This window comes from Maribacter sp. MAR_2009_72, assembly GCF_007827235.1.
GTDB lineage: Bacteria > Bacteroidota > Bacteroidia > Flavobacteriales > Flavobacteriaceae > Maribacter > Maribacter sedimenticola.
Genome location: NZ_VISB01000001.1, coordinates 2,914,425 through 2,936,925 on the forward strand (window position 1 = coordinate 2,914,425; position 22,501 = coordinate 2,936,925).

Below are 22,501 nucleotides of genomic sequence, written 5' to 3' on the forward strand. Positions count from 1 at the left end.
CCAATACCATGAATTATGCATGTTGCATTTCATGTTTTCCTTCTTTTATCTCCTCTATCAATTTAGAATTAAAAGCCGGCAAATCATCTGGATTTCTACTTGTTACAAAACCTTCATCAACAACAACCTCTTGGTCTACCCAATTGGCCCCTGCATTTACCAAGTCATCTTTAATGGAGTTAAAAGAGGTCATTTTGCGCCCTTCAACTACACCAGCACTGATTAAAGTCCATGGAGCATGACAGATTGCTGCTACAGGTTTTTTCAATTTAAAGAAGTCACGTACAAAACTTAAAGCTGTTTCTTCCCTTCTTAGCAAATCTGGATTGATTACTCCACCCGGTAAAACCAGGGCTTTATAATCTTCGGCCCGTACTTCATTTAAAGTTTTGTCTACGGTATAGCTATTGGACCAATTTCCGTCTGCCCATCCTTTTATCTCCCCTTTTTCCAAACTTACAATGTCTACTTTAAAACCTTCTTTTTCCATTGCTTCTTTTGGAGATTTTAATTCACTTTCCTCAAAACCATTTGTAGCTAAAATTGCTATCTTCTTCATAATATATATTGTTTTAATAGATTAATAATTTGTTTGATACCAAATTACAAATTATGAATGCCATGGTCCGTTAAGGCCTTATTAAATAAGGGTTGGGAAGGGTTAAACATATATTAAATGAACTTTAAAAAATTCATTTTGTGCTCCGTTGCATCTCATTTAGATGCTCTATGACAATGGTAAGACACGAATTGAGATTTTTCTTTATCTCGGTTTCCCAAAACCTGAATACCGTAAACCCCAATTGTTTTAATTCTTGGTTTACTTCTTGATCTCGCTGCATATTTCGTTCTATTTTGGCAATCCAAAATTCACGATTGGTTTTAATGTTAGGCTTACGTTTCTCCCAATTCTTTCCATGCCAATATTCGCCATCAATGAAAATGACCGTTTTATATTTAGGCATGGCAATATCTGGTTTGCCAATTAATCTTTTATAGTCAATACGGTATCTGTACCCGGCTGCGTAAAGCGCTTTTCTAAAAGCAAGTTCAGGTAAGGTGTTCTTTCCACGTATTTTGCTCATAATCTTAGAGCGCTGTGGAGTAGTATAAAACCCAGATGCTTCATTGAACCTTGGTACGATAATACGTTTTTCGGGATACTTTTTGGACATTTTTAAAATTAAAAAATCCCGAACCAAAATGGCCGGGATTTATAAAACTTTATGATTACAAGATTAGTCCTTTACATTGGCCATTAAGTACTCACGGTTCATCCTGGCAATATTCTCCAATGAAATTCCTTTTGGGCATTCTATTTCGCAAGCTCCCGTATTGCTACAGTTTCCAAAGCCTTCCAAATCCATTTGTGCCACCATGTTTTTAACACGATCAACTGCCTCTATACGCCCTTGGGGCAATAATGCATATTGGGAAACCTTAGCACCAACGAACAACATTGCCGATGCATTTTTACAACTTGCTACACAAGCCCCACAACCAATACAGGTTGCTGCATCCATTGCTTCATCCGCTGCATGTTTGGATATTGGTATGGCATTTGCATCTTGGGTGTTTCCAGAGGTATTTACTGAAATATAACCGCCTGCATGTTGTATACGGTCAAAAGAGCTTCTATCTACCACCAAATCCTTAATTACCGGGAATGCCTTTGCCCTAAATGGTTCTATTGTAATCGTATCACCGTCCTTGAACATACGCATATGTAACTGGCAAGTAGTTACGCCTCTATCCGGGCCATGTGCCTCACCGTTTATGAACATGGAACACATTCCACAGATACCTTCCCTACAATCATGGTCAAAAGCAACAGGCTCTTCACCTTTATTGATAAGTTGTTCATTTAAAACATCCATCATTTCTAGAAACGACATATGTTCTGAAATCTCTGTCACTTTATAATCGACCATTTTACCCTTGGTTTGGGCATTAGGTTGTCTCCAAATTTTTAATGTCAGATTCATATTTTAAGTATTGAGTAATGAGTATTAATCTCTGATGAACATCAGATCTAATAGCTCAATACTATTTATTTATAACTTCTTTGTTTTAATTCAATTTCATTGAATTCCAGTTGCTCCTTATGCAGGACTGCATCAGCAGGTTCCCCTTTATATTCCCAAGCGGAAACGAATGCGAAATCCACATCGTTACGTTTAGCCTCACCTGCTTGTTCGCCACCAATTTCTACGGACTCTTCCCTGAAGTGACCTCCACATGATTCTTCCCTTACCAATGCATCCTTGGCAAATAGCTCACCAAGTTCTAGGAAATCTGCAACACGGCCGGCCTTTTCAAGTTCTGCGTTCAATTCATTTGCATTTCCGGGAACACTCACGTTTTTATAAAAATCCTCGCGAAGTGCCTTAATTTCAGCCATGGCTTCTTTTAATCCTTCCGCATTTCTAGACATACCACATTTATCCCACATGATCTTACCTAATTTCTTATGGTAGTAATCTACTGAGTGCGATCCTTTGTTATTGATAAAGAAGTTTATTTTTTCCTTTACTTCTTTTTCCGCAGCATCAAATTCTGGGCTGTCCGTCGAAATTTTACCAGTTCTTATCTCATGCGATAAATAATCGCCTATTGTGTAGGGCAATACAAAATAACCATCGGCCAAACCTTGCATTAATGCAGAGGCGCCCAGTCTATTTGCTCCATGATCGGAGAAGTTTGCCTCTCCTATACAATATAAGCCTTCTACTGTAGTCATTAAATTATAGTCTACCCATACACCGCCCATGGTATAATGTACCGCAGGATAAATCATCATTGGTGTCTTGTATGGATCTTGATCTACGATTTTCTCATACATTTGAAAAAGGTTGCCATATTTGGCCTTCACTATAGCAGCACCCAATTCATAGATTTTATCTGCGGATGCATTTGTAATGTTATGGATTTTTGCCTGCTCTTTACCATAACGCTCGATCGCTGAAGCAAAATCCAAATATACCGCCTCTCCTGTAGCATTTACACCATAACCGGCATCACAACGTTCTTTGGCAGCTCTTGAGGCTACATCACGGGGAACTAGGTTACCAAATGCAGGATAACGACGTTCCAAGTAATAATCCCTTTCGTCTTCGGATAAATCCGTTGGTTTTTTCTTGCCCTCGCGTATGGCCTTCACATCGTCCAAACTTTTTGGAACCCAAATACGACCATCGTTACGTAAAGATTCAGACATTAAAGTTAGTTTGGACTGATAATCTCCTGAACGTGGAATACAGGTAGGGTGAATTTGAGTATAGCAAGGGTTGGCGAAAAACGCTCCTTTTTTATGAATTTTCCAAGCAGCCGTAGCGTTAGACCCCATGGCATTGGTCGATAAGAAATAGACATTTCCATATCCACCGGATGCTATAACGACCGCATGTGCGGAATGGCGCTCAATTTCACCGGTAACCAGGTTACGGGCAATAATACCACGAGCCTTGCCGTCTACCTTTACAACATCCAGCATTTCATGACGGTTGAACGGGGTAATTTTACCTCGGGCAATCTGTCTGTTCATCGCAGAATAGGCACCCAATAGCAATTGTTGTCCGGTTTGTCCTTTGGCGTAAAAAGTTCTTGAAACCAATACACCACCAAATGAGCGGTTATCTAAAAGGCCGCCATAATCACGTGCAAAGGGAACCCCTTGTGCAACACATTGGTCAATAATATTTGCGGAAACCTCGGCCAATCTATAAACATTGGCCTCTCTTGATCGGTAATCTCCACCTTTAACCGTGTCATAAAATAAGCGGTACGTAGAATCACCATCACCTTGATAATTTTTAGCCGCGTTGATTCCACCCTGAGCAGCAATGGAATGTGCTCTTCTAGGAGAATCTTGGTAACAGAATGTTTTTACGTTATACCCTAATTCCGCTAAAGTAGCTGAAGCTGAACCCCCGGCTAATCCTGTACCTACAACAATAACATCAATGTTTCTTTTGTTGGCAGGGTTCACCAAATTTATCTTGTTCTTATAATCGGTCCATTTCGTTTTCAACGGACCTTTAGGTACTTTTGAGTCTAATACAGACATAAGTAATAGGTATTAATGATTAAAATGATGAAAAAGTGCAATGAAAATAAATCCTAACGGAATTAAGATTGCGTAAGCTTTCCCAAACAATTGTAGTTTTTCTTTTCTCATACTAGTAGCGCCCGCAGATTGAAATGCAGAACTAAAACCGTGCATAAGATGAAGCGAAAGGAAAATAAATGCCACTACATAGGCGCCTACCCTTAGTGGATTGACAAATTTATGCACCAGCTCTTCATAATAGCGAAATCCATCACCATCCCCAAGCAATCCAGACATATCGCCTTGAATATACTTAGTATTGATCTCAGGTATCCAGAAATCAATAAAATGCAATACCAAAAACGCCAATATAGCCAAACCGCTATAGATCATATTTCGGCTCATCCAAGATGAATTGGCCGCACCGTTGTTTTTTGCATATTTTTTTACCCGAGCACCCCTGTTTTTGGCTTCCAGTATAAAACCCATGACGAAGTGATACACAACACCAAAAATCAGAATTGGTTGCAATATATATTGAACGGCCCAAAACGTACCCATGAAATGTGATGCTTCGTTAAAAGCATCTGGACTGAAAACCGATAAAATATTAATTGCAAAATGCTGAAGTAGAAAAAACATTAAAAAGAAAGCAGAAAGTGCCATTGCGTACTTTCTACCAATCGAAGATTTAAAAAATCTGCCCATTAGTTGTTAATTTTATATGCGAATTTACATCACAAGCAAGTTATTAACAAGTTTTCAAAGGGTTTAGTATATCTATTTAGATTGATTTTAAAATCAATTTTATCGATGTTTAAGATTTGAATGTGCTAAGGGTCGTTCAAACCAAAAAATGTTGAACAAAAAAGGTCATCCCTTATCTGGCCATAATGCCTTTTCAGAAATATTTTTTGCCCAAGTTATGGCTTGGTCCAAATTTTTAAATTTAGCTATTGAATTTTTAAAAAACAGCTTTTCAAGTAAAATACTGGCAAAACTGCCCCTTGTTTGGCCCACTACCCCATAATGGGCCATCTTGGTCCTGTTCTTATAGAACATGACCCAATTAGAAGGTACAACATAATAACTATTGATACGGTTGGCCACATATATAATAGGAATTTCCAAACCATAAATTTCTTCTGCCGCAAGTACTATTTTTAAGGCATCTTTCCATTTAAAAAGTACTCCTTCGTTCATTTCGGAAATAATGATTCCTCCCGTAAAAAAATAGAAAACACCAAAATCAAATTCCCTAATTTCCCGTATGGAATTATATATATTATGCTCTTTTACACGCTTCATAAACAGAGGGCAAAAGGGTTAAATATATTGATATTTTATGATTGGTACATAGTAGAGCCTACAAATACATGAACGCAGTTAATTTTGTTATTTTTCCATATCCTTCAGTTGAATGGACAATGCCTTTGTAGACAATTGTACCTCAACAAAACTTAGTACTAAAGATGCGATCAATGAGAGCAGACTAATTCCAAAGACCACATTAGCCGCGATTTCTATATTGAAAAAAATAAGGGCCATGGTAATAACGGCCAGGAGAAAGCTAAATATTGCCGTGGCCTGCATATTTTTAATGATGGTCAATCTTTTTCGTAATTTTTTGACCTGTAGCCCAATGGATGCAGATGCGGTTTCTTGGTATTTCTTATGTAATTGTCTTATAAGTGCCGCTATAGCCAAATACCTTGCATTATAGGCCAACATGGTCAATGAGATGGCAGGAAAGAGCAAAGCGGGTATTCCTAATGTAAGTTCCATGTGTAAATATTCAAATTAATCCGTTGCTATTCCAAAATATACCCAACTTACATCTTCATTGAAGGGATTGTTTTGCCCATGCATTTCACCAGGTTCTATGGTTATGCACATGCCCGGTCCCAATTCATATTCTTTTCCCGAAACAGTAAATATTGCCTTGCCGGATTGTATGTGGAATACCTCATACATAGTGTCGTGTTTATGAAGTTCTACACGTTGGCCAGACTTGAATGTTGCCGTTCCGTACATCATTAATCGTGGAATTTCATCCTTTCCTATCAAGGTGCGTTTTTTAATGTCCGGGTTATGGCTAACACCCAAATCAGGAAGGGTATTCCAATCAACTAATTTCATGTTATTATTCTATATCAAAATTAACCTCACCTGTGCTTGCGTCACCTTTAAGTATAATGGTATAAGTGCCTTTGGGCAAATAAGTTTTGCCATCATCTGCTTGCTTTAGTTCGGTTTTGTGTTTTTTCAAATAATTCAATTTTCCGATCTTGGAAAAGGCCAGATCATAGGACAATACATTTAAACCTTTGTCCGCGGCAATTTCCGTTTCGCTAACGGTTACCCCATCAGATGATTTAATTGTTGCGCGATAAACATCCTCTGTTCCAGAATAGAAGGTAATGTCCAGACCAGGTGTATTCGGTTTTGACCAAGTGCTCCAAGAATTACCCCATCTTCTAGAATGTTTAATATTTTCGACATTAAAAAGGTGTAATTTTTTGTTTAATACATCCGGGGTCATTTTTTCTATGGACGCAATATCTGCTTTGTAGATACTTCTGCCATGGGTGCCCACCAATAAATGTTTCTCCTTGGGTTGAATGACAAGGTCATGTACGGCAACATAGGGCATACCATTTTGAAACGAATTCCACGTTGCGCCTTGGTCCAATGAAAGATATAGGCCATTATCTGTGCCTATAAACAATAGGTTTTCGTTCTCGGGATCTTCAACCAATACATTTACGGGGGCATTGGGAACGCCATTGGCAATGCTTTTCCAAGTGGCTCCCTTGTCTTCACTAACGTAGATATAGGCCGTAAAATCATCTGACCGATATCCGTTCAACGTAGCGTAAACCCTATTTTGATTATGTTTTGATGCTACAACTCTACTAACCCATAAATTTTGAGGCAAAGACTTGGAAACGACCGTCCAACTACCACCACCATTGTCACTTCTTTGAATTAATCCATCATCACTACCGGTATATAAAAGTCCAAATTTAAAAGGAGATTCACTAATGGTCGTTAAAGTGCCAAAGGCAACATTACCTTTTTTGCCGCCCTTGGTCAAATCTCCCGAAATGGTTTCCCAATCATCACCTTGGTTTAATGACCTATGTAATTTATTACCGCCCAGATATACTATATCCTGGTTGTGTGCAGAAAGTAGGATAGGGGACTGCCAGTTGAACCTGTAAGGACTTTCCCCCAATTCATGTTTGGGCTGTATATATGTGTTCTTGTTTGTTTCTAGGTTTATTCTAAAATAATTCCCAAATTGATATCCCGTATAAACAATATTGGCATTTCTATTGTCTATTTCTACCTGCATGCCGTCACCGCCCATAATTGATTTCCAAGGGTACTGACCTTCTTGGTGCCATGAAGTGTTTTCCTCGGCATTATGAGGGCCCATCCATACTCCATTATCCTGTAAGCCACCATACACGTTATAAGGTTCTTCTTGGTCTACCGCTATGGCATAAAATTGACCAACGGAGGGCGTATTATTTTTGATCCAATGTGCGCCATCATCATAAGTGGTATTGACCCCACCGTCATTTCCATTAATCAAATGTCCTTTTAATTTAGGATTTATCCATAGTGCATGATGGTCAGAATGAACATTGTCCCCATTTATAGAGGTGTAGGTTTTTCCGCCATCCTTAGATGCAATGATAGGAACTCCGGATAAGTAAATAGCATCTACGTTATTTGGGTCTACTGATATTTGGGCAAAATAATAACCATAACTATAGAAAAGGTCATCTATATAATCCTCGTTCTGTTTTTTCCACGTTTTTCCGGCATCATTACTTTTATAAACTTCTGCACCTATAACCGGTGTATCAAAAAGCATTGCATTCGCATCTTCCAGATACAATGCCAAGTCAGCTGGTTTAACGGCGTTACTGCGTACCATCTGCTTTACGTTGGCCGCCCTATATTTTTCATGAAAGTTGTTCGTTTTTAAAAATTCGTTCAAGTCTTTATCGTTCAAGTTCAAGAATTGATCTTTGGAAAGCGTTTTGAAATCTTCTTTTGTTAATCCTTCCTGCTTTGCTTTTTTCTCTTTGGTACTATTTCTTCTAAATTGATTGTCGTGGACGGCATAAACCGTATTTTCATCATATACGGCCAGTCCTATTCTTCCTACTCCATTACCTGTTGGAAAACCACTATCAGGTATTGAAACCTTTTTCCAGGTAGCACCGGCATCCGTACTTTTGTAAATACCGGAACCATCCCCATTTCCTATGAAATCCCATGCTTTTCTATCTTTCTGCCAAGCAGCTGCATATTGAATATTAAAGTTGTTTGGCGCGTAGGCGACATCAATGACACCTGTATCATTATTAATGAATAAGGTTTTTTGCCATGTTTTGCCTCCGTCACTTGTTTTATATATTCCACGTTCTTCGTTTGGGGAATAAAGATGCCCGGCAACGCCAACAATAACCTCATTTTCATTATTAGGATTCACCAAAATTCTACCAATATGATGGGAATCTTCCAGACCCATATGCTGCCAGGTTTTACCATGGTCCGTAGATTTCAGAATACCAATACCGGCATAAGAAGAACGGGAAGCATTGTTTTCTCCTGTTCCCGCATAAATGGTACCACTGGCCCAATGCACGGCAATATCCCCTAAATTTTGGGTTTGTGTGCCGTCCATAACCGGGGTAAACGAAGTACCGTTATTGTAGGTATACCATAAACCACCAGATGCATAGGCTACATAATACTCTGTTGGGTTGTCTTCGTTCACGGCTAAATCTACAACACGGCCGCTCATTATTGTAGGACCTATGTTTTTTAGGGAAATGTGTTTCACCAAGGAATTTTCATCCATTATTTTTTTTTGTGAAAGTGCCTCTACAACGTTACTGGATGTTGTAGGCTGTATTTGGGCTGTGGCAAAGGAAACCCCTGCTAGGAGTAGAAAACAAACTTTTTTCATGTTATAGATGTTCTATTGTGATGGTAAGGTAAGAATTTGTTTATAGCTTGACAATTGGTGTGCAATATGGTTATTCTGATTACTTTACTAATTGTTTTTTCTTCTCTTCATATTTTTTCTCAATTTTTGCTTTAGCACCGTTAAGTTGTTTTTTAGTTAAGGAAGTATTGCTTAAAACATCTTGGGTAGAAAGCAGGGCCCCTATATACCAATCTTTCCACGCGGTTAAAATTGATAGTTGTTCGGCAGGGTTTCCCCCTTTTTCAATTGCGGATACACTCAAATCATATTCATCCTGTAAACGTAGAAGGGCTTTTTTTTCTAAAGTAGCAATTTGCTCCAAAGCAAAACCAGATTCAGCATTCACCAATTTTAAACCACTGACCAAGGCTGCCGTACCTACATTTTTTAAGGTTTTTTGGGATACCTTGTCAATACGATCATTGTCCGTATGATAAAATTGATCCGTAAAGTGCCATAGCAATAGCCCAGGAATGTTGGCATTTAAAAATGGTGTATGGTCACTTCCTCCTTCAAAAGGATTGGTTTCTACTACCCAATTTGCAAATTTCCCCTGTTCCTTAAAAGTGGTTATGATAAAGTCATTAAGGTAATGGGGCCGCATTTCCTCCATGCTCAATACTTCGCCGCCCCATTCACTATGTTTATCGTTTCCGCGGGTCCATATTGCACTAGGATCGGGCATTTTTTCAATTAAGAAGGTGCCTCCCGTAACGGTCGTGTTTTCACCAACCATATCCAAGCTTATTCCCCATTTTATGCCTTCTGCACGATCGGGATTTTCTTCAATATACCTTCGGGTAGAAATAATTTCATCTCCCCATAGAAAGGTCATGGTTCTTTGTAACTCTATTTTGCCTTCGGAAACCAATTTTGCGGCTATCATGGCCATTTCTAATTGGGCGCCAACTCCTGTTGCGTTATCATTTGCGCCGGGTTCTTGAATATGTGCACTATATACCAAACGTTCGTTGGGCAAAGTACCACCTTTAATATCCGCTACAATGGTTAGTTCTTCGGAAGGGTATTTTTTGGTCTGTATATGTGCTACAACTTTAGTAGTTCCTTTTGTAAGTTTGGCAACCAGTTTCTCTTTTGCTTCATAGGATAAAGCAATGCCCCAAAAATCAGGATCACTTTGAGAAGGTAGACTTCTAAACTGAATGGAAGTAGTGTTTTTCTCTGGTTGTAAATAGCTTGGATTGTCATACGTTAGCATACCCAAGGCACCTTTTTTTATGGCAGCTTTATACAATTGCCGTCCGTTCATTTCCGCAAAAACCACTTTGTTTTTTAGGGAAACCGATGTTAGGTCGTGCATGGATTTTATCCAGACCACTTCTGCACTTATACCTTCCTTGGGCGTAGAGGCAGAATATAAATAGGTCATATTTCGGTTTGTATCCGCATGTAACAAGGGCGTATCCTCTCCTACAATGTGTAATGAAGCGCTTATGGGTTCCCAAGTCTGGTGGTCCATTGGCCGTCTTTCAATTCTGTACGTTAATCGGTCACCTTCTTCAGCATTTTCCTCTAAGACATATCCTGCGGCCTGTAAGCTGTCCGCTAACAAATAAATAGTATTGTTGAAGCCGGTGTTTCCTACCACGCGCCAGTAATCTTCTACATAATCCGTTGTGGCAAATGCGGTCTTTCCGGTAAAATGTTGTCTTACCAGACCATAATAATCAATAGATTTTTCTTGAATATCTTGGGCGCATCCGCTTAAAAGGGTACCATAGAGCACCAGCAACAGCAAACCTTGTTTCATGCTAATTTTACGCAATGTTATTCTTCCCATTTCCATTCATTGCCAATGATCAATTTCTCCTTAAGATTATTTTTGATCATAAACTCCTTGGTCGTTTCACTATCCATTTTTGTAGCGGGTAATTGTTCTGCATCGGCAAGTGCGTAAAGCATCATGGTTCCAAAACGGGCGGTATTTTGCATATGGTCCTCATTGACCAAATTAAAATCGTCACAATCAGAATGGTAACAACCATATATGGAACGGTCTAAATTACTATGTACGGATAAAATGGGTACCCCTTCTAACATAAAAGGTTGGTGGTCACTATGAAGACCGGAACGGTTAGAGAATGTGTTCTGATAAATGGTATCCTGCTGTTGAATGGCTGTTCCCAGATCTTTAAAAAATTGTTCATTATCCAATTTTCCGCCAGCATTCATACCAATTGGGTTACCGGACATATCCAAGTTCATCATATATTTAATGTTCTCAATGGTGTTGTTTTCAATAGCCTGTTCCACTAAATATTTAGATCCAAGTAGACCCTGCTCTTCTCCCATGAACATTACAAATTTCACGGTTCTTTTAGGATGGAGATCATTAGCCTTGAATGCCCTTGCAATATCCAATACTGCAAATGAACCTATACCATTATCGATGGCGCCAGTAGCCAGATCCCATGAATCCAAATGACCACCAATTACAATTTCTTCCTGCGGAATTTCTGTACCCGGTAAGGTAGCTACAACATTTCTTGCTTTAATGACATCACTGGTATTGGTCATATCTATTTTAGCGGTCGCTTTTTTGGATTTCAAGGTTTCCTTTAAAGCCATGCCGTCCTCCTTGCCAATACACACTGCAGGAATTGGTATCAATTCTCCAGTAACCGATGCGGTACCGGTCAAAAGAACACCATTATCAACCTGATTAATGATAATTATGCCAATAGCTCCGTATTTTATGGCCAAAGCGGTTTTTTCACTTCGGTGTAAATTGGTCAAACCCTCTTCACTATCCGGTAAAATAGAAATATAGACCAAGGAAATTTTACCTTTTACCGCATCTGGATTTGCGGCGTAGTCTGCTTCCAAACCATTGCCCATATCAACAATATCGCCTGTTACATGGGATTCTATAGGTGCATGGCCCAAAGTAACTACCTTAACATCCTCATCATTGATTTGTAAAGAAACCTCTCCTCTTGCCCATGCCTCTACTTCAAAAGTTTGATAAACCACGTCCTCAAAACCGTATTCCTTGAACTTGTTATATGTATATTCTTCTGCCTTGGCACCATTTGTAGAACCTGTTAGGCGATGTCCTATAGTTTCAGAGGCTTCCTTTAAGGTGCTGTAACCTTTTGAGTTTGACTTAATTTCAGCATCTATCCGTGCAAATAATTCTGCTTGGGATTCTTCTTTTTTGGTTTCTGAACACGCTTGTAGACATAGCGCACCAATTAATAGGTAAGCAATTTTTTTCATGAGTTGTTTGTATTTGGTTGAAGTGTACAAGTTAGCCAATTTGTTGCTAAGAAAGTGGGGTTAGGATCTTGTTAATTTTATAATTATACGCCCTATTTTCTAAGGAAACACCACATATTGTGTAATTTTATGTCAAAATTTAAATACATGAAATACGATCAAATTCCCAATTCCCTTTTTATAAAGAACCGCAAAAAGTTTATGGACCGTATGCAGCCTAAAAGCTTAGCCGTTTTTAATTCCAATGATATTTATCCTATAGGAGCGGATAGCGTTTTACCTTTTGAACAGCATAGGGATATATTTTATCTGTCCGGTGCCGATCAAGAAGAAACCATTCTTGTTTTGTTCCCGGATGCCATCAACGAAAAGCATCGGGAAATACTTTTTGTTCGTGAAACCAATGAACATATTGCTATTTGGGAAGGTGCAAAATTGACCAAGGAAAAGGCGACCGAGGTATCAGGCATAGAAACCATATGTTGGTTACAAGAGTTTGACAAGATATTCTTTGACCTAATGACCGAGGCGGAAACAGTATATTTTAATACGAACGAACATTACAGACAAGCGGTAGAAACACAAACGCGTGAGGACCGCTTTATAGAAAAATGTAAGCAAGAATACCCTGCGCACAAAGTTGCAAAGAGTAATCCTATCCTTCAGGAAATAAGAGGAATAAAAGAACCTGAAGAATTAGAACTTATGCAAACCGCCTGTAACATAACAGAAAAGGGTTTCCGTAGATTACTTGGCTTTGTAAAACCAGGGGTTATGGAATATGAAATTGAAGCGGAATTGGTGCATGAATTTATAAGTAACCGCTCTAAAGGTTTTGCCTATCCACCTATTATTGCCTCTGGAAACAATGCTAATGTGCTGCACTATTTGGAGAACAATAAGCCCTGTAAGGACGGTGATTTAATTTTAATGGACGTAGCCGCGGAATATGCAAATTATTCAAGTGACTTAACTAGAACCATACCGGTAAACGGTAAATTCACGAAACGCCAAAAGGAGGTTTATAACGCTGTATTACGAGTTAAAAATGAGGCGACAAAAATGCTGGTTCCCGGTACGTTATGGGCAGAATATCATAAGGAATGTGGAAAGATCATGACTTCTGAGTTATTAGGTCTAGGTCTTTTGGACAAGGCCGATGTACAAAACGAAAATCCGGAATGGCCTGCATATAAAAAATACTTTATGCACGGTACCAGTCACCATATAGGGTTGAATACACATGATTATGGTGCTTTAAAAACACCTATGAAGGCAAATATGGTATTTACGGTAGAGCCGGGTATTTACATACCTGCGGAAAATATGGGTATACGTTTGGAGGATGATGTGGTTATTCAGGAAAAAGGGGAGCCTTTTAATCTAATGGCGAATATTCCAATTAAGGCCGATGAAATTGAGGAGTTGATGAACGCTTAAAACTATACAATGAAATTAGTATCATGGAATGTAAACGGAATTAGAGCTGCCGTTAAAAAAGACTTTGAGAATGTTATAGCAGAATTTGATGCAGATGTTTTCTGTATCCAAGAAACTAAGGCTCAAGATGATCAAGTAGTAGAAGCTTTAAAGAATATTCAGGACTACAAACTTTATACAAACAGTGCAGAAAGAAAAGGATATTCCGGTACCGGTATTTTGACCAAAAGCACACCTGTTTCATTTTCTGGTAAAATGGGAGTTGAGGTCCATGATTTGGAAGGAAGAATTTCACATACAGAGTTTGATGAATTTCATTTGGTCAACGTTTATATTCCTAATAGTGGAAACGGCCTAAAAAGATTGAATTACAGGGCAGAGTGGGATAAAGATTTTACCAACTACCTTAAAGGACTTTCAACGACCAAACCTTTAATCATTACAGGAGATTTTAATGTGGCACATACCGCAAACGATTTGGCAAACCCAAAAAGCAATTACAATAAAACATCTGGGTTTACCCAAGTGGAAATAGACGGATTTGACCATATGTTGAAAGAACTCAATTTAGTGGATAGTTTTAGGAAATTGCATCCTACCACGTTTAATAAGTATACATTTTGGAGTATGCGCGGTGGTGCACGAGGTAGAAATGTTGGTTGGCGCTTAGACTATTTTTTAATCAGCGAATCTATTTGGGACAAAGTGAAATCTGCAGAGATACATGATCATATTTTGGGGAGTGACCATTGCCCTATTAGTTTGGAAATAGAGTTTTAAAATTAAAAAACGGCCCATATTTAAGGGCCGTTTATCATATGGGGAATTTTTATTCTTACATTCCCGGTAAAACCACGCTATCAACGACATGAATTACTCCATTTGATTGATTTACATCTGCAATAGTCACCATAGACATGTTACCGGCTTCATCTTTTAATACTACATTTTTCCCTTTTAACATAGCAGTTAATGTGCCACCATTTACGGTTGTTAACTCAGTTTTTCCTTTACCTTTTTTAATCATCATAACTAAATCCATAGCACTCATTTTTCCAGCAACAACATGGTAAGTCAATACAGATTGTAATTTAGTCTTGTTTTCAGCCATTAATAATGTTTCAACAGTACCTTTTGGTAACTTATCAAAAGCGGCATTAGTAGGTGCAAATACGGTAAATGGACCTTCACTTTGTAATGTTTCCACTAAACCAGCTGCTTTTACGGCTGCAACTAGCGTTGTATGGTCTTTTGAATTCACTGCATTTTCAATAATGTTTTTATCCGGATACATTTCTGCCCCGCCTACTATTTTGGTTTCCATCATCATTTTATTTTCCATCTTTGTCATTTTTTTATCCTTCCTCATTTTCATTGTTCCGTCTTGAGCAAAGGATGATGCACTTAGGCCAACTGTTAAAGCTAAAGTAGCAAGGGTAATAGTTTTTGAAATTTTCATAGTTTTATTTTTTAGTACACACTACTTACGCAACCATTATACATGAGGTTTGGTTTTATCTTCTATTAATTTTAATAGTTGAATCATTAATGCCTAGGACAAGGAAATTTAGCGTTGTACTTTAGAACATAATATCTATAGCTTTCTATGAGCTCAATGACAAAAAAACCAGCTATTGCATCTTTAAATATTATACTAATGAAGAGTATATACTTTTTTCTATTCCTGCCTTTTCTGTTATTCCCACAGACTAAAACGACAGAATTGCCCCAATTGTCAATATCCGAAAATCATAGATTCCTTGTTAGTGCAGATAATGAGCCATTCTTTTGGTTAGGGGATACTGCATGGTTGCTTTTCTCTAAATTAAGTAGGGAAGAGGCAAATCTATATTTAGATGACAGGCTTGCAAAAGGATATAATGTAATACAGGTTATGGTTTTACATAGTCTTGATGTAAAGAACTATTATGGAGATGCAGCATTGGTTGATAGTAATATATCACTCCCATTAACCGTAGCAGGTTCCGAATTTGAAAATGAAGCTGAATATGATTTTTGGGATCATGTTGACTATATAATAGATTTAGCGGAACAAAAAGGACTTTATATGGCTTTAGTACCTGTTTGGGGGACTAATTTTAATAATGGTGCTATTAGTTTAGAAGATGCAAAATTCTACGCAAAATGGGTTTCTGATAGATATAAAGAAAAGTCCAACATAATATGGCTTAATGGTGGGGATACCAAGGGTAATGAAAACTTGGAAAAGTGGAATGCAATGGGCACTATTTATAAAGAGAACAATCCGGACAAGTTAGTTACTTTTCACCCTTTTGGCAGAATGAAATCTTCAACATGGTTTCATAATGAAGATTGGTTAGATTTCAATATGTTTCAATCTGGGCATAGACGTTATGATCAGGAAGACCCGGAATTTGGATATGGACAAGATAATTACAAGTATGTAAATGACGATTTTAAATTAAAGCCATTAAAACCAACCATAGATGGTGAACCTGCATACGAAAGTATACCCCAAGGTTTACACGATCCTTCAGAACCTTTTTGGACTGCGGATGATGTAAGAAGATATGCCTACTGGTCCGTTTTTGCAGGTGGATTTGGGTTTACTTATGGCCATAATGCCGTAATGCAAATGCATAAACCAGGTGATAAATCCCCTGCTTATGGTGCAAGGGAATTTTGGACAGAAGCACTTAATGCGGATGGGGCAAACCAGATGCAATATTTAAAAAAACTAATGCTTTCAAAACCTATTCTGGATAGAGTCCCTGATCAACAGTTATTGGTTGGCAATGAAGGTAGAAAATATGACTATCAAATTGCTACAAGAGGAAAGGACTATGCTTTTATCTATACTTACAACGGAAAGGATATCAAGGTGCGTATGGGGGTAATTGTTGGGGAAAAGATAAATGCATCTTGGTATAATCCTAGAAATGGGGAATATAATTTTATAGGCACTTTCACTTATATAGGAACTAAAACCTTTGACCCGCCAGGAAGTAGTAAAGATGGAAACGATTGGATATTAGTGTTGGAACAACTGAAATAACTAGATTGATTTATTTTTTGTTGAAAGTATAATATTGGAACCTACGAACACAGCCAAAGCAGGTAGCACCCAGCCCAAACTATATTGCTGCAGGGGAATCCATGAAAATGTATCTGCTGCTGGTGCTAATGCACTTATACTACCCAAGAAATCAGGTATACTAAATAGTATGGTGGTAACCGTCACCATTTTGAAGACAAAAGGTGCAGCATATTTATCAGGGAGTACATTTAAAAGAATCAGGATTATTGTTAATGGATAAATGAACATTAATGAGGGTACGGCAACCGCAATGATATACCCAACGTTAAACTGACCCATGAGCACCCCCAACACACTACCAATAATTGCCATAAGGGTATAAGCCGTTTTAGATTCCTTAAACCTTGATGCTACATAATCTGCCGTGCCGGTCACTATACCGACCGCTGTGGTAAAGCACGCCAAACCAACCAATATACTCAAGAACAAATTACCAATATTCCCCAAACTCTGTTTTGCAAGGCCAGATAAGATTTCTGTCCTAGTGGTCTCCGCGTTAAAAACCGTATGTGACAATGCCCCGGAAAGAATTAATCCCATATAAATCAAGAACAGCGATAAACCGGCAAACCAGGCAGCGTTCCTAATCAATGTTTTCTTTTCATCATACCTTGCATGAACATATTTTAGATTGATAGATATGATAATGACCCCACCCACGACTACGGCGCCAATGGCATCAAAGGTTTGGTAGCCTTCCAAAATACCGTTGGTAAAGGGGCTTTCAATTGTTGTACTCCCAAATTCAAACGGAAATGAAAAAATCGTTATTCCAATGACCAATAGCAAGATAATGATTATTGCAGGGGTTAAAATCTTGCCCAGTATGTTCAAAATTTTGGAACGGTTTAAAGCAAATAGTAAGACCAGGCCAAAATAAATACTACTGGTATACCAAGAAGAAATTTCCCAATAGGGCTGTATAGCCATTTCGTGTGTAACGGAAGCTGTTCTAGGGCTAGGGAGGGCTATCGCAATTGAATAAATGAAAAATGCATAGATCAAGCTGAACAAAGGTGACACCTTATTGCCAAAATCTATAAGTGTTCCCTGTAATTTTGCATGTGCCAAAATACCTAATACGGGTATCACTACGGCAGATAATCCAAAACCTATAGTTACTATGAGCCATTGATTTCCAGAATTAAAGCCCAATAATGGGGGTAAAATTAGGTTGCCCGCCCCAAAAAAAAGGGAGAATAGGGCAAAGGCGGTTACAAGGGTTTCCTTCTTTTTAAACATAGATGCAATTTAAGTGAAAGTTTATTAAATAACAGACCTGCCAAGGATTTTGATGATTCAAGACACCAAAAAAAAGAAGGTTGACAACAGGATAGGTCAGACTCACAACAAATAGTGGTGCAGTTCTTTAATATACAGTACATTAACATTAAGAAATTAAACTTATGTCAATTTCTTACTAGTAAACCTAATTATAAACCGCATATTTTAGATTACCCAGATTGTAACCTTTGCACCAAAAAACCTACAGCATGAAAAAATTATTCTGCAACATTTTCGGCCATCATTACTCCATTTCTAAAAAAGTGACCTCCCACATTAAAGAGTACAAGTGTATTCATTGCCAAAAACAAGTTACTACAGATGTAAGTGGCAACCTTTCTAGTTTAACTCCAGAATTACAGGATATCAATAGGACATTAGAGCGTATTTACCAGAGAAGGCATACCGCTACACAACAAGTAGCATAGCACTATTTTACGCAAAAGAGTTCCAGCCCTGAGCGGTCAATGGAATTTTTGTATTATTCCTGGAAATTAAGAAAGCACCTTCATTTTCTCCCGTCGTATGCCCCACAACGGTAAAATTAGGATTGCCCTTTATTTTTGGGAATTCTTTTTGGTCTATGGTAAACAGCAATTCATAATCTTCGCCTCCACTTAAGGCTACCAAGGTACTATCCATTTTAAATTCCTCACAGGCAGATATTACAGTTGGGTCAAGTGGAATCTTATCTTCATATAAATCTATACCTAGGCCACTACTTTTGCTTAAATGCAATATTTCAGATGATAGTCCGTCGCTAATATCGATCATGCTGGTAGGATGAACCTTTAATTTTTTAAGGAGATCTGGAATGTCTTTTCGTGCTTCAGGCTTTAACTGCCGTTCAACAATATAAGAATAGGGCTCTAGATCGGGTTGGCTATTGGGGTTTACCTTAAATACTTCTTTTTCCCGTTCTAAGACCTGTAGTCCCATATAGGCTGCACCTAAATCTCCCGTTACGACCAAAAGGTCATTAGGTTTGGCACCGGAGCGGTAGGCAAGGCTAGATTCTTCCGCTTCTCCTATGGCCGTTACACTAATGAGCAACCCTGTCTTTGAAGACGTGGTATCCCCGCCCACTAGATCTACATTGTACATTTTACAGGCCGTGGCAATACCGGCATATAATTCTTCCAGGGCTTCTAAAGGAAATCTATTGGACACCGCAATGGATACGGTTATTTGTGTAGCCGTTGCGTTCATTGCATAGATATCGGATAAATTTACCATGACCGCTTTATACCCTAAATGTTTTAACGGCATATAGCTGAGGTCAAAATGCACACCTTCAATTAATAGATCGGTACTGATCACAGTTTTTTTGTCCTTGAAATCTAACACGGTAGCATCATCGCCTATACCCTTAATGGTTGACTTCCGGGAAATCTTGAAATCCTTGGTAAGATGTTCAATTAAGCCAAATTCCCCTAATTTTTCCAGTGATGTTCTTTCTTGGTCTTTGTTTTCTAGCATGCTGCAAATTTAAGAAGTAAATACAAGATAAAAACCAAAAAAAACCGGGGCATTTGTGCCCCGGTTCATTATTAAAATCAATTAGATGCAAATTAACGGTCTAGCCTAAGGAGTACCCTTCCCTATAGGTTCTTTTTACATATTTATTGGCCGGTTCAAAATTGGTGATCTTCATATTTGCTGCATCCCACTGTAAGCGTTTTCTTCCATAATATTGCTTGCCTCCGCCCCAAAAGCTTTGGTTTTCCACGGTAGGGTCTACTTCAAAGTATGATTTCAATGCTAAATTACCAATTAAAATACTTTCCGTAAACGGACCGGCATAGTCAAAGGAGGAGCTGGTTTCTGCATTGCCATACCCTGCCATACATGCATTTACCCATTGTAAATAATGGCCTTCCGGTACACGGGCAATGGTTTGCTCTACTTCAAACTGTTCGTTGAGACTTAATGGCAATAACCTTGGGTTGGCACCATAACAATCTGCCATTAGTTTTCCTTTAGTACCTATAAATAGCACGCCGCCATCCCAATTACCTAAGGCTTCATCATCCCCTAGTTCCTCTGGGCGCTCAGGAAGAAGTCCGCCATCCATCCAAGTAACCTTTATTTTGCCTTTGCCATCGGTTCTTGGATAGCTAAGATGGATTTTGCTGGAATTTGGAAAACTTTTTGGATAATCCTTATATTCAAAATTCCCTTTGAACGAATCCGATACACTACACTCTACGGTATCCGGATAAAGAATAGGTAAAATTCTATAAACGGGGTCCATGATATGGCATGCCATATCACCTAAGGCACCCGTACCAAAATCCGACCACCCTCTCCAATCAAACGGTAAATACGCATCATTATAATCGCGCATTGCTGCAGTGCCTAGCCAAAGGTCCCAATTTAGACCTTTAGGTATTCTATCTTTTTTGGTAGGTGTCTGCAACGCTTGGGGCCAAATTGCCCTATTGGTCCAACATTTTACGGTATGGACATCACCTATAATACCTGTATCATAAATCTCCTTCATTTTACGGACCCCATCTCCGGAACCGCCCTGGTTTCCCATTTGGGTTACCACCTTGAATTTTTTTGCAGCTTCGGTAAGCATTCTGGCTTCCCAAATATCATGGGTCAACGGTTTTTGAACATATACATGCTTGCCCATTGCCATTGCTTGGTATGCTGCCACCGCATGGTTATGGTCTGGTGTAGAAACGGAAACGGCATCAATATTACTGCCTTCCTTCTCTAACATTTCCCTAAAATCATTATAGTAACTGGCCTTGGGAAAAGCTTCTCTAGATTTAACGGCCTGTCTATCATCTACATCGCATAATGATACAATATTGACATTTGGACTTTCTGCAAACGAAGCAATATCACTTTGTCCTTTGCCACCTGCGCCAATACCGGCAATATTCAGTTTATCGCTTGGCGCAATAAACCCTGTTCCGCCCAATACATGTCTAGGTACGATCATGAATCCGGCTGCGGCCATACCGGTATTTTTCATGAATTTTCTGCGCGAACTTTTTTTAATGTGTGTCTTTTTGTTTGACATAAGGTAAACTTGTTTTTGTTGTTAGTTGATTTGATCATCAAGATAATTTAATTATAGCAATTATATGGAGCTCAATTCAGTTTTATGATTTTTCATAAAATGCAATTAGTATCTTTAAGTATTGATTTTAAATTAATTGCATGAAAAAGGTTCTTTATCTTTTAACATTTTTTGGGTTTTTTGGGTGCTCTTCTGATAATGAGCCTATTGAGAATAATGTACCCGATGTTGTTACACCTACATCCATACCTTGTGAAAACGGTATGGCGGGAATATACCCTTGTAATGGGTATGATTTTTTGGCCAATATTAGTTTGGAAACGATGCAGGCGGCTTCGGGCAATGATATTTGGGGGTGGACAGATGTTGAGACAGGAAAGGAATACGCAATTATGGGTTTGGATAATGGTACAGCTTTTATAGATATTACGGATGCCGAAAACCCAACTTATCTGGGAAAATTGCCCACTGCTACCAGTGCAAGTTCTTGGAGAGATGTAAAGGTTTATGGAGATTATGCCTACATCGTTGCCGAGGCCGATAATCATGGTGTTCAAGTGTTCGACCTTAAAAAACTTAGGGGAGTAAATAATCTTCCCTTAACGTTTATTGCAGATGGTAATTATACCGGTATTGGTAATGCTCATAATATCGTAATCAATCCCTCCTCTGGATTTGCCTTTCCTGTGGGTACAGATAGGGACGATGACTACAATGGTGGCGTACATTTTCTTGATCTTCAAAATCCAATTGCCCCTCTGACGGCCGGTGGGTGGGGTGTTAACGGGTATACTCATGATGCACAGGTCATTACGTATAGTGGTCCAGATACTGACTATCAAGGTGCGGAACTATTTGTTGGGGCTAATGAAGATCAAGTTGTTATAGTAGATATTAGCAATAAAAATTCCCCTTTGACATTGGCTACTTTGCCTTACCCAAATATTGGTTATACCCACCAAGGGTGGTTTACAGATGACCAGCGGTATTTTATTTTAGGAGATGAATTGGATGAAATCCGTCAAGGTTTTAACACCAGAACTTTGATTTTTGATATGGCGGACTTGGAAAATCCTGTTTTGCACCACACCTATTTAGGTCCTACAAGTGCTATAGACCATAATGGATATGTTTTGGGGAACGAATTTTTTCTAGCTAATTACACTGCCGGAGTCCGTGTGTTGAACATAACCAATATAGGGGACAAGGTAATTACTGAAGAGGCTTTTTTTGATACCTACCCGGCAAATGATAACACCCAGTTCTCTGGTGTGTGGAGTGTTTATCCCTATTTTGAAAGTGGAAATGTTATTGTCAGTGATATTGATGGCGGACTTTTTATCATTAAAAAATCTGAGTGAA

Annotated in this window: 20 protein-coding genes; 5 read left to right on the top strand and 15 right to left on the bottom strand. The window is 38.6% G+C overall.

Features of this window, described 5'->3' with window-relative positions; genetic code table 11:
• Positions 1-13: 13 nt before the first annotated feature.
• The 11 genes from JM81_RS12260 to JM81_RS12310 all read right to left on the bottom strand — a co-directional run bounded on the left by JM81_RS12260 (position 14) and on the right by JM81_RS12310 (position 12,299).
• Positions 14-559, bottom strand: coding sequence for a type 1 glutamine amidotransferase domain-containing protein (locus JM81_RS12260; protein WP_144803817.1), 546 nt, complete (start codon positions 557-559; stop codon positions 14-16).
• 133 nt (positions 560-692) lie between these two features.
• Positions 693-1,175: a very short patch repair endonuclease gene (locus JM81_RS12265; protein WP_144803819.1), complete on the bottom strand. Its 483-nt coding sequence runs from the start codon at positions 1,173-1,175 to the stop codon at positions 693-695.
• 63 nt (positions 1,176-1,238) lie between these two features.
• Positions 1,239-1,985, bottom strand: coding sequence for a succinate dehydrogenase/fumarate reductase iron-sulfur subunit (locus JM81_RS12270; protein ID WP_089258500.1), 747 nt, complete (start codon positions 1,983-1,985; stop codon positions 1,239-1,241).
• Between the two features lie 65 nt (positions 1,986-2,050).
• Positions 2,051-4,066: a fumarate reductase/succinate dehydrogenase flavoprotein subunit gene (locus JM81_RS12275; RefSeq protein WP_144803821.1), complete on the bottom strand. Its 2,016-nt coding sequence runs from the start codon at positions 4,064-4,066 to the stop codon at positions 2,051-2,053.
• Positions 4,067-4,078: 12 nt separating this feature from the next.
• Positions 4,079-4,756 (bottom strand): succinate dehydrogenase cytochrome b subunit, encoded by a 678-nt coding sequence (locus tag JM81_RS12280; RefSeq protein ID WP_144803823.1) that lies wholly within the window; start codon positions 4,754-4,756, stop codon positions 4,079-4,081.
• Positions 4,757-4,921: 165 nt separating this feature from the next.
• Entirely contained in the window at positions 4,922-5,356 is a 435-nt protein-coding gene (locus tag JM81_RS12285) for a hypothetical protein (RefSeq protein WP_144803825.1), read from the bottom strand.
• 87 nt (positions 5,357-5,443) lie between these two features.
• Positions 5,444-5,833, bottom strand: coding sequence for a DUF2721 domain-containing protein (locus tag JM81_RS12290; RefSeq protein WP_144803827.1), 390 nt, complete (start codon positions 5,831-5,833; stop codon positions 5,444-5,446).
• 15 nt (positions 5,834-5,848) lie between these two features.
• On the bottom strand, positions 5,849-6,187 hold the full coding sequence (locus tag JM81_RS12295) for a cupin domain-containing protein (RefSeq protein ID WP_144803829.1): 339 nt from the start codon (positions 6,185-6,187) through the stop codon (positions 5,849-5,851).
• Between the two features lie 4 nt (positions 6,188-6,191).
• Entirely contained in the window at positions 6,192-9,038 is a 2,847-nt protein-coding gene (locus tag JM81_RS12300) for a VPS10 domain-containing protein (RefSeq protein WP_144803831.1), read from the bottom strand.
• A 79-nt stretch (positions 9,039-9,117) separates the two neighbouring features.
• Positions 9,118-10,830, bottom strand: coding sequence for a M28 family peptidase (locus JM81_RS12305; protein WP_144803832.1), 1,713 nt, complete (start codon positions 10,828-10,830; stop codon positions 9,118-9,120).
• Between the two features lie 17 nt (positions 10,831-10,847).
• Positions 10,848-12,299, bottom strand: a complete 1,452-nt coding sequence (locus JM81_RS12310) for a M20/M25/M40 family metallo-hydrolase (RefSeq protein ID WP_089258514.1) — start codon at positions 12,297-12,299, stop codon at positions 10,848-10,850.
• Between the two features lie 147 nt (positions 12,300-12,446).
• On the opposite strand from JM81_RS12310, the gene JM81_RS12315 reads away from it, so the two are divergent.
• Together JM81_RS12315 and JM81_RS12320 are read left to right on the top strand one after the other, a co-directional pair.
• The gene (locus JM81_RS12315) at positions 12,447-13,739 is read left to right on the top strand and encodes an aminopeptidase P family protein (RefSeq protein ID WP_144803834.1); all 1,293 of its coding nucleotides are present in this window, start codon (positions 12,447-12,449) and stop codon (positions 13,737-13,739) included.
• Between the two features lie 9 nt (positions 13,740-13,748).
• Complete coding sequence (locus JM81_RS12320; RefSeq protein WP_144803836.1) at positions 13,749-14,519, top strand: exodeoxyribonuclease III; 771 nt, start codon at positions 13,749-13,751, stop codon at positions 14,517-14,519.
• A 55-nt stretch (positions 14,520-14,574) separates the two neighbouring features.
• On the opposite strand, the gene JM81_RS12325 is transcribed toward JM81_RS12320, so the two are convergent.
• The gene (locus tag JM81_RS12325) at positions 14,575-15,198 is read right to left on the bottom strand and encodes a fasciclin domain-containing protein (RefSeq protein WP_144803838.1); all 624 of its coding nucleotides are present in this window, start codon (positions 15,196-15,198) and stop codon (positions 14,575-14,577) included.
• Between the two features lie 198 nt (positions 15,199-15,396).
• Here JM81_RS12325 and JM81_RS12330 point away from each other — a divergent pair, with 198 nt between their 5' ends.
• A complete protein-coding gene (locus tag JM81_RS12330) occupies positions 15,397-16,776 on the top strand; it encodes a glycoside hydrolase family 140 protein (RefSeq protein ID WP_186435571.1) in 1,380 nt (459 codons plus the stop codon).
• Here JM81_RS12330 and JM81_RS12335 read toward each other — a convergent pair whose 3' ends face one another.
• Positions 16,777-18,060, bottom strand: coding sequence for a branched-chain amino acid transport system II carrier protein (locus JM81_RS12335; RefSeq protein ID WP_144803842.1), 1,284 nt, complete (start codon positions 18,058-18,060; stop codon positions 16,777-16,779).
• 251 nt (positions 18,061-18,311) lie between these two features.
• Here JM81_RS12335 and JM81_RS12340 point away from each other — a divergent pair, with 251 nt between their 5' ends.
• A complete protein-coding gene (locus tag JM81_RS12340) occupies positions 18,312-18,530 on the top strand; it encodes a hypothetical protein (RefSeq protein WP_089258524.1) in 219 nt (72 codons plus the stop codon).
• Positions 18,531-18,537: 7 nt separating this feature from the next.
• Here the strand turns inward: JM81_RS12340 and thiL are convergent, their stop codons facing one another.
• Positions 18,538-19,581 carry a thiamine-phosphate kinase gene (gene thiL / locus JM81_RS12345; protein ID WP_089258526.1) on the bottom strand — a complete coding sequence of 348 codons (1,044 nt, stop codon included), beginning with the start codon at positions 19,579-19,581 and terminating at the stop codon, positions 18,538-18,540.
• A 100-nt stretch (positions 19,582-19,681) separates the two neighbouring features.
• A complete protein-coding gene (locus tag JM81_RS12350; RefSeq protein ID WP_089258528.1) occupies positions 19,682-21,139 on the bottom strand; it encodes a Gfo/Idh/MocA family protein in 1,458 nt (485 codons plus the stop codon).
• Positions 21,140-21,279: 140 nt separating this feature from the next.
• Here JM81_RS12350 and JM81_RS12355 point away from each other — a divergent pair, with 140 nt between their 5' ends.
• On the top strand, positions 21,280-22,500 hold the full coding sequence (locus JM81_RS12355) for a choice-of-anchor B family protein (protein WP_144803844.1): 1,221 nt from the start codon (positions 21,280-21,282) through the stop codon (positions 22,498-22,500).
• The last annotated feature ends 1 nt before the right edge of the window (position 22,501 follow it).

Bases quoted from the DNA above. Each gene is read 5' to 3' on its own strand.
- JM81_RS12335 (WP_144803842.1), bottom strand. From the start codon at position 18,060: ATGTTTAAAAAGAAGGAAACCCTTGTAACCGCCTTTGCCCTATTCTCC.
- JM81_RS12285 (WP_144803825.1), bottom strand. From the start codon at position 5,356: ATGAAGCGTGTAAAAGAGCATAATATATATAATTCCATACGGGAAATT.
- JM81_RS12260 (WP_144803817.1), bottom strand. From the start codon at position 559: ATGAAGAAGATAGCAATTTTAGCTACAAATGGTTTTGAGGAAAGTGAA.
- JM81_RS12325 (WP_144803838.1), bottom strand. From the start codon at position 15,198: ATGAAAATTTCAAAAACTATTACCCTTGCTACTTTAGCTTTAACAGTT.
- JM81_RS12270 (WP_089258500.1), bottom strand. From the start codon at position 1,985: ATGAATCTGACATTAAAAATTTGGAGACAACCTAATGCCCAAACCAAG.
- JM81_RS12295 (WP_144803829.1), bottom strand. From the start codon at position 6,187: ATGAAATTAGTTGATTGGAATACCCTTCCTGATTTGGGTGTTAGCCAT.
- JM81_RS12300 (WP_144803831.1), bottom strand. From the start codon at position 9,038: ATGAAAAAAGTTTGTTTTCTACTCCTAGCAGGGGTTTCCTTTGCCACA.
- JM81_RS12330 (WP_186435571.1), top strand. From the start codon at position 15,397: ATGAAGAGTATATACTTTTTTCTATTCCTGCCTTTTCTGTTATTCCCA.
- JM81_RS12280 (WP_144803823.1), bottom strand. From the start codon at position 4,756: ATGGGCAGATTTTTTAAATCTTCGATTGGTAGAAAGTACGCAATGGCA.
- JM81_RS12305 (WP_144803832.1), bottom strand. From the start codon at position 10,830: ATGAAACAAGGTTTGCTGTTGCTGGTGCTCTATGGTACCCTTTTAAGC.
- thiL (WP_089258526.1), bottom strand. From the start codon at position 19,581: ATGCTAGAAAACAAAGACCAAGAAAGAACATCACTGGAAAAATTAGGG.
- JM81_RS12355 (WP_144803844.1), top strand. From the start codon at position 21,280: ATGAAAAAGGTTCTTTATCTTTTAACATTTTTTGGGTTTTTTGGGTGC.
- JM81_RS12350 (WP_089258528.1), bottom strand. From the start codon at position 21,139: ATGTCAAACAAAAAGACACACATTAAAAAAAGTTCGCGCAGAAAATTC.
- JM81_RS12290 (WP_144803827.1), bottom strand. From the start codon at position 5,833: ATGGAACTTACATTAGGAATACCCGCTTTGCTCTTTCCTGCCATCTCA.
- JM81_RS12340 (WP_089258524.1), top strand. From the start codon at position 18,312: ATGAAAAAATTATTCTGCAACATTTTCGGCCATCATTACTCCATTTCT.
- JM81_RS12310 (WP_089258514.1), bottom strand. From the start codon at position 12,299: ATGAAAAAAATTGCTTACCTATTAATTGGTGCGCTATGTCTACAAGCG.
- JM81_RS12320 (WP_144803836.1), top strand. From the start codon at position 13,749: ATGAAATTAGTATCATGGAATGTAAACGGAATTAGAGCTGCCGTTAAA.
- JM81_RS12265 (WP_144803819.1), bottom strand. From the start codon at position 1,175: ATGTCCAAAAAGTATCCCGAAAAACGTATTATCGTACCAAGGTTCAAT.
- JM81_RS12315 (WP_144803834.1), top strand. From the start codon at position 12,447: ATGAAATACGATCAAATTCCCAATTCCCTTTTTATAAAGAACCGCAAA.
- JM81_RS12275 (WP_144803821.1), bottom strand. From the start codon at position 4,066: ATGTCTGTATTAGACTCAAAAGTACCTAAAGGTCCGTTGAAAACGAAA.